Here is an 11,911-nt window from a genome sequence, read left to right as displayed (position 1 = left end):
ATGGCTGGAAAATCGATTTTTGATAAGCTGTGGGAAAGGCATCTGATAACTGGTGAAGAAGGCCAGCCCCAGCTTATGTATGTGGATCAGCATTATATTCATGAAGTGACCAGCCCTCAGGCTTTTCAGGGCCTTCGAGATGCAGGTCGCAAAGTTAGACGGCCGGATTTAACCTTTGGAACCTTTGACCATAATGTTCCTACGGTCAATATCTATGATATTCGGGATGTGATTTCCAAGGCTCAGATTGATAAACTTTCTGAGAATGTCAAGGATTTTGGCATTGAACACGCGGCTCACGGATCGGAACTGCAGGGGATTGTCCATATGGTTGGACCGGAAACGGGCAAGACCCAGCCGGGCAAATTTATCGTCTGCGGTGACAGTCACACGGCCACTCATGGGGCTTTTGGAGCTATTGCTTTTGGAATCGGTACTTCAGAGGTAGAACACGTCTTTGCCACGCAGACCATTTGGCAGGTCAAGCCCAAGAAAATGTTGGTCAAATTTACTGGGGTGCCACCTAAAGGTGTCTATTCTAAAGACTTTATCTTAGCACTGATTGCCCGATATGGTGTGGCTGCAGGTGTCGGTCATGTGGTCGAGTATGCTGGTGATGCGATTGACCATCTGACCATGGAAGAGCGCATGACCATCTGCAATATGTCCATAGAGTTTGGCTCAAAGATGGGCATTATGAACCCCGACCAGAAGACTTATGATTACGTTCAAGGCCGGCCGGGCGCTCCAAAGGACTTTGAGGCGGCGGTAGCCGATTGGAAGACTCTAGTCAGTGATCCTGATGCTGTCTATGATAAGGTCATTGAGATTGATGTCTCCCAGCTGGCACCTATGGTGACTTGGGGAACCAATCCTTCTATGGGAGTAGAGTTCGGCGCGGCTTTCCCAGAAATCCGTGATATGAACGATGAGCGGGCCTACAATTACATGGACCTCTCACCGGGTAAGAAAGCAGAAGATATTGACCTAGGTTATATCTTTATAGGCTCCTGCACCAATGCCAGGCTCAGCGATTTGCAGCTGGCAGCTAAGTTTGTCGCTGGCAAGCATATTGCTCCCAATCTAACAGCTATCGTCGTGCCAGGTTCTCGCCCAGTCAAGCGGGCTGCTGAAAAGATGGGACTGGATAAAATTTTCATGGATGCAGGCTTTGAGTGGCGCGATCCAGGTTGCTCCATGTGCCTGGGAATGAATCCAGACAAGGTGCCAGACGGAGTTCACTGTGCCTCGACCAGTAATCGGAACTTTGAGGATCGTCAGGGATTTGGCGCTAAAACCCATCTTTGCAGTCCTGCTATGGCCGCAGCGGCAGCTATTGCCGGGCACTTCGTAGACGTCCGCCAGCTACCGGAGGTCCAGTAAGGTAAGGAAGTTTTATGGAAAAATTTACAATCTATACGGGGACAACAGTTCCCCTCATGAACGATAATATCGATACAGACCAAATTTTACCCAAGCAATTTCTCAAGTTGATTGATAAAAAAGGCTTTGGCAAGTACCTCATGTATGCGTGGCGTTATCTGGACAATCAGTACACGGAAGATCCTGATTTCGTCTTTAATAGACCGGAGTACCGCAAGGCGACTATTCTGATTACAGGGGACAATTTCGGAGCGGGTTCCTCTCGGGAGCACGCTGCCTGGGCCTTGGCTGACTATGGCTTTAAGGTAGTCATTGCCGGATCTTTCGGAGATATTCACTACAACAACGAGCTTAACAACGGTATGCTGCCTATCGTCCAGCCACTGGAAGTCCGGCAAGCATTGGCTAATCTGAAGCCGACGGATGAAGTGACGGTGGATTTGGAGCAGCAGAAGATTTTTTCGCCGGTGGGGGAATTCTCCTTTGACATTGATGGTGAATGGAAGCACAAGCTCCTCAACGGACTGGATGACATCGGCATTACGCTGCAGTATGAGGATTTGATTGCAGAATATGAAAAAAATCGTCCATCTTATTGGCAGTAACCATATTTTTGCTATATTGAGAAAATTCTGAAAAAATCTTGTCTCCGATAAAAATATATGGTAAAATAAATCTTAATTTAATAGAAAAGGAAGAAACTTATGACAAAACACATTCAATGGAACGGACAGCTTTCACAAGAAGGTTATGACATCTTGAAAGGCGATGGCGGCTGTATCGTTTGCCCGACCAAGGTGGGTTACATCATCATGACTAGCGATAAAGCTGGCTTGGAGCGTAAGTTCGAAGCTAAGGCTCGTAACCGTAATAAGCCAGGTGTTGTCCTCTGTGGCAGTATGGATGAGCTCCGTGCTTTGGCTCAGCTAAATCCGGAAATTGAAGCTTTTTATCAAAAGCATTGGGATGAAGACATTCTCTTGGGCTGTATCCTACCATGGAAGCCAGAAGCTTTTGAAAAGCTCAAGGCATTTGGCGACGGTCGGGAAGAGCTGATGACAGATGTTCGTGGCACTAGCTGTTTTGTTATTAAGTTTGGTAAGGCGGGCGAGCAGCTGGCAGCTAAGCTTTGGGAAGAAGGCAAGATGGTCTATGCATCCTCAGCTAACCCATCCGGTAAAGGAAACCGCGGCAAGGTTGAAGGAATTGGCGAGCGCATCGAAAATGCTGTTGATTTGGTCATTGAAGCAGATGACTATGTAGCCTCTATCCAGCCAGACAAGACCATTGAAACTCGCTACGAGCAAGGTGTTATGGTCTCCATGGTGGACAAGGATGGAAAACTGATTCCAGAACAAGGTGGCCAACGTTCCATCTCACCAGCACCAGTGGTTATCCGCAAAGGCTTGGACATCAACAAAATCATGATGCACCTGTCCGATACTTTCAACTCATGGGATTACCGTCAGGGTGAATATTACTAAGATAAAAAGAAGCTCAGTGCGAGAGAGGGATTTCCTCTTTACACTGGGCTTTTTAGTTTGGAACTTTAAGTTTAAAATTATTTCGAAATAGAACAAAATTCTTGATAGTTGAAATCACAAATGTTACAATGGAACCGTTCGTTTTGGATGATAATGGATTGATTGTAGAGCATTGGGACAATAAAGAAGTCATGCCTAAGGTAGAAGACTTGACCAATCGAGGGAAGTTTTAAATTGAGGATAAACAATGATTGAATACAAAAATGTAGCGCTACGCTATACAGAAAAGGATGTCTTGAGAGATGTCAACTTACAGATTGAGGATGGTGAATTTATGGTTTTGGTGGGGCCTTCTGGGTCTGGTAAGACAACCATGCTCAAGATGATTAACCGTCTTTTGGAACCAACTGATGGAAATATTTACATGGATGGCAAGCGCATCAAAGACTATGATGAGCGGGAACTTCGTCTTTCTACTGGTTATGTTTTACAGGCTATTGCTCTTTTTCCTAATCTAACAGTGGCTGAAAATATTGCTCTCATTCCTGAGATGAAAGGATGGAGCAAGGCAGATATTCAGCAGAAGACTGATGAATTGCTGGAGCTAGTAGGCTTGCCTGCTGAAGACTATGCTCAGCGTATGCCGAGTGAGCTGTCTGGTGGTGAGCAGCAGCGGGTGGGCATTGTCCGTGCCATTATCGCCCAACCCAAAATCTTGCTGATGGATGAGCCTTTTTCAGCTCTTGATGCCATCTCGCGTAAGCAATTGCAAGGCTTGACCAAGAGTATCCATGACCAGTTTGGGATGACAACAATCTTTGTGACCCATGATACGGACGAGGCTTTAAAGTTGGGAAATCGGATTGCTGTTCTGCAAGATGGGGAGATTCGTCAAGTGGCAACACCTGAGGAAATCTTATCTGCACCTGCGATCAGCTTCGTAGCAGATTTGTTTGGAGGTGTTCAACATGGCTAATTTGTTTTCTACCTTTCAGGAGCGCTTTGGTGAATGGTTGGCAGCCTTAGGTCAACATCTCCAGCTGTCTCTTCTGACCTTATTAGTGGCTATCTTCCTGACCATTCCGCTCGCTATCTATCTTCATAGTCACAAAAAAGCAGCCAATTGGGTGCTGCAAATTGCGGGAATCTTTCAAACCATTCCTTCAATGGCCTTGCTGGGACTCTTTATCCCTCTTATGGGGATTGGCACACTGCCGGCACTGACTGCTCTGGTGATTTACGCTATTTTCCCGATTTTAGAAAATACTGTCACGGCTTTGAATGGGATTGATCCTAGTTTAGAAGAAGCTGGAATCGCCTTTGGGATGACCAAGTGGGAACGACTCAAAAAGTTTGAACTGCCTCTAGCTATGCCCGTCATCGTTTCTGGAATTCGGACAGCAACGGTTATGATTATCGGGACAGCAACTTTAGCGGCCCTTGTCGGAGCTGGTGGACTAGGTTCCTTTATCCTTCTAGGAATTGACCGTCGCAATGCCAGTCTAATCTTGATTGGAGCAATTTCATCCGCAGTTTTGGCTATTCTTTTCAACAGTCTCCTTAAATGGATGGAAAAGGCTAAGCTTCGGACGGTCTTTGCAGCATTTGCAGTCTTAATACTCGGACTTGGCGCTTCTTATACGCCAAGTTTGCTACCGAAACAGGAGAAGGATCATCTGGTTATTGCTGGGAAATTGGGTCCAGAGCCAGAAATTCTTATGAATATGTATAAGCTCCTCATCGAGGAAAATACGGATATGACTGTGACGGTCAAGCCAAACTTTGGTAAAACCGACTTCCTTTATCAAGCACTAAAAAAAGGTGATATAGATATCTATCCTGAGTTCACCGGTACGATTACTGGAACTCTCTTGCAGCCTGCTCCAAAGGTCAGCACTGATGCTGAAGAAGTTTTTGAAGCAGCACGTGATGGAATCAAAAAACAGGACAATCTAGTCTTGCTCAATCACATGGCCTATCAGAATACCTATGCGGTTGCAGTTCCAAAGGCTATTGCCAAAGAATATAATCTTAAAACGATTTCTGATCTCAAGGCAGTCCAAGACAAGCTCAAGGCAGGCTTTACCTTGGAATTTAACGACCGTGAAGATGGAAACAAGGGACTCCAGTCTGTCTATGGACTGAACCTCAATGTATCAACTATGGAGCCAGCCCTTCGCTATGATGCGATTCAATCAGGCGATATCCAGATTATGGAAGTCTACTCAACTGACCCTGAAATTGAGCGCTATCAACTTCAGATTTTAGAAGATGATAAGCATCTTTTCCCTCCTTATCAAGGGGCACCTCTCCTGAAGGCTGAATTGCTAGAAAAACACCCTGAGTTGGAAGGTATTCTCAATAAGCTGGCTGGTAAAATTACGGAAAGCCAGATGAGCCAGATGAATTATCAAGTTGGCATCGAAGGCAAAAAAGCCGAAGCTGTTGCGCGTGACTATCTGGTCAAGGAAGGACTTTTAAAAAAATAATAAGTAAAAGAGTTAGACTTGTAAGGTCTAGCTTTTTTGCTTACTTGAGGATAGACAGACTAAGGATGGAAGGAGATGTGTTTATCTCTTAGTTAGGTAATCTTCATTCATTTTTGGTATAATAAAGTAACAATTTATGGAGGTGTTCCGATGGCATCTAGTCAAGAATATTTTGATTTTATTCTGGAGCAGCTGCAGGGCTTAGGGCAAGAAATTAGCTTTCGCAAGATGATGGGAGAGTATTTGCTTTATTATCGGGGGCGCTTATTCGGCGGGATTTATGACAATCGCCTGATGGTCAAGCCGGTCCAGCCAGCTCTGGATTTTTTTGAAAATCCGATTTATGAGTCCCCTTATCCAGGCGCAAAGCCAATGCTTCATATAAAAGAAGTAGAAGATGCTGCCTTTCTCTGTAGTCTGATTGAGGCTGTCTATCCTGCCTTACCAGCACCTAAAAAGAAAAAATAGTCTTTCCTTTACAATAGATATTATAAAAAATTTCCGTTTAAATAGACATTTTTAAAATTTTCCTTTATAATGGACTTAAAGGAGGTTTGGTATGCTTTATATTGCTCTTATTGGAGATTTAATAGAATCCAAACAGCTGAAAAATCGCAAGCAGGCTCAGAAGGACCTGCAGGACATGATGGCGGTGCTAAATCAGGATTATCGGGATTATCTGGTGTCACCTTTCACGGTAACGACTGGAGATGAGTTTCAGGCTTTGCTACGGCCTAATCCAGAGATCATGCAGCTCCTTGATCAGATTGCCTTGGGCTTTCCTCACCCAATTCGCTTCGGGCTTGGTTTGGGGGAGATTGTGACGGATATCAATCGGGAGCAGAGTATTGGTGCCGACGGTCCGGCCTACTGGAGGGCACGCGCAGCCATTGAGGCTATTCACGAGAAGAACGACTACGGTAGCAGCCGTATAGCTGTATCCTTGGGAGATGAAGAGCTCAGTCAGGCGGTCAATACGGTGCTGGCAGCTACTTCATTTATCCAGAGCAAGTGGAACACCAGTCAGAGAGAAGTTCTGGAGCGGATGCTCATGGAATATATCTATGATGAGAATTTTTCTCATGGGGAAATAGCAGAGCTGCTGCAGATTAGTCCCAGTGCGCTTAGTAAGCGGCTCAAGTCGTCTGGTCTGAAGATCTATCTGAGAAATCGCCGTTTAGCTATGAGAATGATTTTACAGGCAGCAAAGGAGGCTGAAGAATGACAAATTTTATGGGATTTTCAGAATTTTTCATGCAGAATCCGATTCTTGTATTGACTTTGCTGGCTCATGTGCTAGCTGATTTTCAGCTCCAAAGTCAGAAAATGGCCGACCTTAAAAGCCGGCGGATGAATTTCTTAATTCTCCACTTGGGAATTGTTCTATTGCCCTTGTTGCTCTTGGGTCTCATCTTACCTAATTATCTGCTATATTTCGCCTTGGTCTGGCTCAGTCATGCGCTTATTGACTTCTTGAAGAATAGGTTGAATTCATTGATTGTCCGGCATCATGCTCAAAAGTCAGCCTTTTTACTGGATCAGATCTTGCATCTGATTAGCATTTTTGCTCTTTATTTTCTCTTAGGACAGCAGAAAATTCCAGCTCCTAATTGGCTGTCTGAGCGCTACCTCATGCTGCAGGCTCTCTTTTTCTTCGCCCTTACTGGTAAGCCGATTAATATCCTCTTTAAACTCTTCTTCAGCAAGTATCAGGCAGGAGAAGACAGTGGAGAGACTATTGCGGGGGCTGGTGCCATGATTGGGATTTTGGAGCGCTTGATTATGGGACTTTCTCTTATTTTCGGGCAGTTTACTGCGATTGGGCTAGTCTTCACGGCTAAGTCTATCGCCCGCTACAATAAGATTTCAGAAAGCCAGTCCTTTGCTGAATACTACCTGATTGGCTCGCTTTTCAGTATGATTGCAGTCTTGTTGGTTTACGGTTGTCTGTATTGGTAAAAATAAATAAAATAAACAGATCATCATAGCGATGGTCTGTTTTTGTGTTTTTATCTGTAATTCTACTCAATCATGGTATTGACAGCAGTGCCTGTTTGGTAGTCAATCTCTGCATTTGGAGAGACATTGTCCAAGAGGACATGAGACATTCCGTCTTCATCTATTGTTTCCTTGCCCCCTAGCTGGATGCTGACAACATTGCCTTCTGCGTCGAGCCCGACATACTGGAGCTCAATCTTGCGAGGAAGAAGCTCATTGTCCGTGTAAATCGGAGTAACCTTGTAATCCAGCCAGTAATCTGGATTTTCCTCTAGCCAGCGCTCCAAGCGATGTTCATAATAGATCATGCTATCTGGGTTATTGTCGTCCAGTCCTTGGAAACTGCCAGAGTTGAGCCAAGCGGTCATCGGAACGAGGTTTTTCCCTTCGTTATTGAGGCCACTGAAAGTAAAGCCGATCAGGTGAGCGCGATTCATGAGCCAAGCCCGATCATCTCCATTTCCGTAGTAAAATTTGTAATTGTGCCAACCGATGGGATTGTATGTGACCTTGGTCTCCTTTTTCTTTTTGGCTTTGTGTTGCTCCTGCATTTGAACATGAGCAGCAGTAGCCCGACCGTACTTGTCCTTTTTCCCAAGCTTTAGCTGATACTCCCCATTCAACTCCAGAGTGCCGATAGCTGTTTCATCGCTATGGTTAAGCAGCTGGACCTTAATCTGGTTCTTCTGATTAGCAGCGACATTTTCTGCAGGAAGAGCCTGTGAAAGTAACAACAAAGAGCCGGCTGACAGGACAAGCCAAGTGCCAAACCTAAACTTTTTCATAAAGAACTCCTTTTAAATAATATATCTCCGACATCATTCTACTAAAAAATAGATTGTTTGACAACTAAAACTTTTCAAAAATATTACAAAAATAAATATCTGTTCAATAAGTGCAAGGTTTGACTAGGATGTGTATTTTTTCTATAATCATAACTAGAGAAAACGCTCGTATAAATTACCTAAGGAGGTGCTTATGAGTCCATCTTTAGAGGAAATGTCGCTCGAGGAGCTGTGGCAGCTTTTTCCGATTTTTTTAAGAGAGCAACAGGCGGTGTGGAAAGACTGGTATGCGGAGGAACGGCTTCTGCTTTTGAGTTTTTTGCCAGAACATCAGATTGTTCGTCTTAGCCATATTGGCTCAACATCGGTAGAGACCATCTGGGCCAAGCCAATAGTGGATATCTTATTGGAAATTCCCAAAGAAACAGATATGGCGGTAATGAGAGACTTGCTGCTGCAAAATGGTTATCTCCTCATGTCAGAAAGCCAAGGGCGGATGTCATTTAATAAAGGCTACACACCGAGTGGTTTTGCGGAGCGGGTTTTCCATCTGCATTTGCGCTATGAAGGCGATCATGATGAGCTATACTTTAGAGACTATCTACAGGAGCATCCTGCTGTAGCCAAGGACTATGAACAACTCAAACTGTCTTTGTGGAAACAGTATGAGCACAACCGGGATGCCTATACCGACTCCAAGACGGATTTTATCAAGAAATACACCAAGGAAGCTAAAAGGCTTTATGGCAGAAGATATGAGAGGGAAGACAGATGAGTTATCTAGCAATAGTTGGCCTTCTGATTATTCTTGCTTTTCTTTACTTAATGTACCAATCAAAGAATTTGATTGCAGCATTTCAGACCCATTTTCATTGGTCAGATTTAACTCAAGCTTTTTTGGAATTAAAGAGAATTCTCAAGCCTGATGGAATCATCTTACTGGCATGTGAATGGAGCAAATTAGCTTACTACCTGCCAGCCTTTAGAAAGCAAGAAAAACTGGAGCATTATTTGTCTAACTTGGACTTGCATCTCATCGATAGTCAAAGAAATGGTCAATGGATTCTTTATAAAATTAAGAAAAAATAAGGAGGTATCCTATGAAACAATTATTTTTATGTTCATATTTTGCGGGAGTCAAGGACTTGTTCAGACAATATGCGTCTGAAAAGCAATTGGGCAATCAGGTACTTTTTATCCCGACGGCTGGAAATGTAGAAGACTATAGGGGTTATATTGACGAAGCCCTGCAAACCTTTGAGGACTTGGGATTTCAAGTAGAAGTCTTGGATATTTCAGCTTGTGATAGAGAAACAGCTCAGGCAAAAATTTTCCAAAGTAAGCTTCTCTATATCTCTGGTGGCAATACCTTTTATCTTCTGCAGGAGTTAAAGAAAAAGGAGCTTTTGTTCTTGATAAAAGAACAAATTGCAGACGACATGGTCTATGTGGGAGAATCTGCTGGCGCTGTTATCACTGCTGAGAATATTGATTACATCAGACTTATGGACGATAAGGAAGTAGCTGGGGAATTGTCTGATACGGTGGCGTTACATGAGGCAGATTTTTATCTCCTGCCTCATGTTGGCGAAGAACCCTTTGCTGAAAGTGCTCAGGCAATCCTAAATACTTATGGAGACAAGCTTAATTTGCTGCCCCTTAATAATCGCCAAGCAGTGCTGGTGGAGGATGAGGAAGTGAAGGTTTTGGTGGAAAATAAATAAGAATGCGGGTGTAGTATTTTGATTGAAAAGACATACGAAACATCAAGTGGAGTCATTCACTATTGGACAAATGATATGTATGCATCAGCGAAAAGAGCTCTTATCTTTTTACCTGGGCTAACTGCTGACCATAGGTTATTTGACAAACAAATAGAGTACTTTAAAGACAAATATAGAGTCCTAGTGTGGGATGCTCCAGGCCACGCGTCATCTTATCCATTTTGTCTCGATTTTACTTTATTTGATTTAGCAACTTGGCTGGATGAAATATTTGTCAAAGAGAGAATAGAAAATCCAATACTAATTGGTCAGTCAATGGGAGGATATGTAGGACAGGTTTATGCTCAACTTTTTCCTGAGAAATTAAAAGGTCTTGTTACGATTGATTCACCTTCCCTGCAAAGGAACTATTATACAGCTATGGAATTGTGGTTCTTAAAAAATATGGAGGCAATTTATAGAATCTATCCATGGAAATCTCTTTTGAAATCAGGCCCTAAAAGCGTATCAACAACAGACTATGGAAGAAAACTGATGTATGATATGATGATGGTTTATGATGGCGATCAAAAAAGGTATGCTCGTCTTGCGGGTTACGGATATAAGATATTTTCAGAAGCAGTAGAGAAGAAGCTTTCTTATGAAGTAAAATGTCCACAATTGGTTATATGTGGAAAAGAAGATCGTGCAGGGTCTTGTATACGATATTTGAAAGCCTATGAAAAAAATACTGGGAAGTCTGTTCAATGGATTGATAAGGCGGGACATAATTCTAATACCGACCAACCCGATATTGTAAATAGACTGATTGATGAATTTTTGGATAACAAAATTAAAGAAAAGCTTGGTTGAAAGACCGGCTTTTTGATATAATAGATTTCGTGAGTAAATAGAGAAGCTTTTGACCATATGAGGATTGGAATGATAAAGAAGAAAAAAGTATTTGTATTTTCTGTGCTTTTGCTATTAGTTTTTCTCTTTTGGGGAGTGAAGGCATGTTTGGATGCTAATAAAAAAATATATCTTAAAAAAGAACCAGAAGTTTTTGACAGTATTCAGGTATTTGATGACCAGAAGTTTGTAATGGTCAGCCAAAAAGGACGATATGGGATTCGTGTTTTCTATGGCCAAGATTATGTGGCAACTGTTTCAGAAAAAACCCTTTATACAGGTGAGATGAAGACTCCTCCTAAAATAGGAGATGAAGAATACTTTAAGATTATTACATATGATCTTAATACTCCAAATCTTTTTAAAAGAGAGTTTGATGTTTATCAGCTTTTGGGCGAAGAAAATGTTTATAGAGCAACGGGTAGTATCGACTATTATTATCAAAATGGAACGGACTATTTTGTTATGCCTATGACACTGATCCAATATCAAGAAGAGGGGGAACAAAAACTTCTCTTTACGGCGAGAGGAGAGTTGATTACTGATAATTCCGAAGAAAGAATTGAAGAGTTGGAAAAAAGTAATCCTGGTTTAACTAAAGAACCAATTTATAAGACAGTTTTTGACTGGAGTCAAGGGGGGATTAGCCAACAAATAAGAGATAATTTGAAGGAGTTTGGGTTAGCATATACAGTAGGTACTATTTATCCTGATAGATACGAAGATATAGGATATATTAATCTTGCTGGCACAAACTTTGCCGCTCTTTACCCAGAAGTAGCTAAAAAAGCAAAGGATTTAGAACATCTCTATTTTCGCCCAAAACAGTATACGGAAAAGGAGTGGTTTGATAAGCTTATACATTGGTTTGCTCTGAAAGGTCAAGATGTAATGGAGCTTTATGCAACTGATGAGAAAACAGGAGAACGAACTCAGATCAAATCTTATGATGAATTTGCGGCATGGGTAGCCGCTCACCCAAAGGAGGGAGAAACGAATGAGTAAACGACATAGAGTTTACTTATTCGTTTCTATGCAAGAAGTGTTCCTTCTAGTTGGTTAGTTTTTTCAAATCAGTATCAGCAGGTGCGTTTGTGCCTGCTTTTTGATATAATAGACTCTATGAACACAAAAGAAAAAATTTCAAATTATCAACT

General features: G+C 42.5%; 13 protein-coding genes and 2 pseudogenes. 14 read left to right on the top strand and 1 reads right to left on the bottom strand.

Translation table 11 applies throughout. From position 1 onward, the window contains the following. From leuC to RWS24_RS03230, 9 genes and pseudogenes are all read left to right on the top strand, one after another. Positions 1 to 1,383 carry a 3-isopropylmalate dehydratase large subunit gene (gene leuC, locus RWS24_RS03270; RefSeq protein WP_125341313.1) on the top strand — a complete coding sequence of 461 codons (1,383 nt, stop codon included), beginning with the start codon at positions 1 to 3 and terminating at the stop codon, positions 1,381 to 1,383. Between the two features lie 14 nt (positions 1,384 to 1,397). Continuing rightward, complete coding sequence (gene leuD / locus RWS24_RS03265) at positions 1,398 to 1,988, top strand: 3-isopropylmalate dehydratase small subunit (RefSeq protein WP_002895722.1); 591 nt, start codon at positions 1,398 to 1,400, stop codon at positions 1,986 to 1,988. Between the two features lie 99 nt (positions 1,989 to 2,087). Next, on the top strand, positions 2,088 to 2,867 hold the full coding sequence (locus RWS24_RS03260) for a Sua5/YciO/YrdC/YwlC family protein (RefSeq protein WP_314365331.1): 780 nt from the start codon (positions 2,088 to 2,090) through the stop codon (positions 2,865 to 2,867). Between the two features lie 149 nt (positions 2,868 to 3,016). Continuing rightward, positions 3,017 to 3,100: pseudogene (locus RWS24_RS03255) on the top strand (polyketide cyclase); the annotation flags it as partial. Positions 3,101 to 3,114: 14 nt separating this feature from the next. Further along, positions 3,115 to 3,843, top strand: a complete 729-nt coding sequence (locus RWS24_RS03250; protein WP_314365330.1) for an ABC transporter ATP-binding protein — start codon at positions 3,115 to 3,117, stop codon at positions 3,841 to 3,843. After that, on the top strand, positions 3,836 to 5,356 hold the full coding sequence (locus tag RWS24_RS03245) for an ABC transporter permease/substrate-binding protein (RefSeq protein WP_314365328.1): 1,521 nt from the start codon (positions 3,836 to 3,838) through the stop codon (positions 5,354 to 5,356). Before RWS24_RS03250 ends, RWS24_RS03245 begins: the two co-directional genes overlap by 8 nt. Positions 5,357 to 5,506: 150 nt before the next feature. After that, a complete protein-coding gene (locus tag RWS24_RS03240) occupies positions 5,507 to 5,824 on the top strand; it encodes a TfoX/Sxy family protein (protein ID WP_268688935.1) in 318 nt (105 codons plus the stop codon). A 91-nt stretch (positions 5,825 to 5,915) separates the two neighbouring features. Next, a complete protein-coding gene (locus tag RWS24_RS03235) occupies positions 5,916 to 6,581 on the top strand; it encodes a SatD family protein (protein ID WP_311154454.1) in 666 nt (221 codons plus the stop codon). Continuing rightward, positions 6,578 to 7,315, top strand: a complete 738-nt coding sequence (locus RWS24_RS03230; protein ID WP_268688937.1) for a DUF3307 domain-containing protein — start codon at positions 6,578 to 6,580, stop codon at positions 7,313 to 7,315. Before RWS24_RS03235 ends, RWS24_RS03230 begins: the two co-directional genes overlap by 4 nt. 62 nt (positions 7,316 to 7,377) lie before the next feature. Here the strand turns inward: RWS24_RS03230 and RWS24_RS03225 are convergent, their stop codons facing one another. Continuing rightward, positions 7,378 to 8,139 carry a DNA/RNA non-specific endonuclease gene (locus RWS24_RS03225; protein ID WP_111675933.1) on the bottom strand — a complete coding sequence of 254 codons (762 nt, stop codon included), beginning with the start codon at positions 8,137 to 8,139 and terminating at the stop codon, positions 7,378 to 7,380. Positions 8,140 to 8,332: 193 nt separating this feature from the next. Here RWS24_RS03225 and RWS24_RS03220 point away from each other — a divergent pair, with 193 nt between their 5' ends. From RWS24_RS03220 to RWS24_RS03200, 5 genes and pseudogenes are all read left to right on the top strand, one after another. Further along, the gene (locus RWS24_RS03220; protein ID WP_124764815.1) at positions 8,333 to 8,914 is read left to right on the top strand and encodes a GrpB family protein; all 582 of its coding nucleotides are present in this window, start codon (positions 8,333 to 8,335) and stop codon (positions 8,912 to 8,914) included. 65 nt (positions 8,915 to 8,979) lie between these two features. Further along, a pseudogene (locus tag RWS24_RS03215) lies at positions 8,980 to 9,228 on the top strand (methyltransferase domain-containing protein); the annotation flags it as partial. 11 nt (positions 9,229 to 9,239) lie between these two features. Then, positions 9,240 to 9,863 carry a Type 1 glutamine amidotransferase-like domain-containing protein gene (locus RWS24_RS03210; RefSeq protein WP_314365317.1) on the top strand — a complete coding sequence of 208 codons (624 nt, stop codon included), beginning with the start codon at positions 9,240 to 9,242 and terminating at the stop codon, positions 9,861 to 9,863. 18 nt (positions 9,864 to 9,881) lie between these two features. Further along, positions 9,882 to 10,715: an alpha/beta hydrolase gene (locus RWS24_RS03205; RefSeq protein ID WP_314365316.1), complete on the top strand. Its 834-nt coding sequence runs from the start codon at positions 9,882 to 9,884 to the stop codon at positions 10,713 to 10,715. Positions 10,716 to 10,784: 69 nt separating this feature from the next. Beyond that, positions 10,785 to 11,759 (top strand): hypothetical protein, encoded by a 975-nt coding sequence (locus tag RWS24_RS03200; RefSeq protein ID WP_314365315.1) that lies wholly within the window; start codon positions 10,785 to 10,787, stop codon positions 11,757 to 11,759. Positions 11,760 to 11,911: the final 152 nt, after the last annotated feature.

It is taken from the genome of uncultured Streptococcus sp. (assembly GCF_963528215.1).
Classification (GTDB): Bacteria; Bacillota; Bacilli; order Lactobacillales; family Streptococcaceae; genus Streptococcus.
The sequence above is the reverse complement of the archived record's forward strand: the minus strand, read 5'-3'. Positions and strand labels throughout refer to the sequence as shown.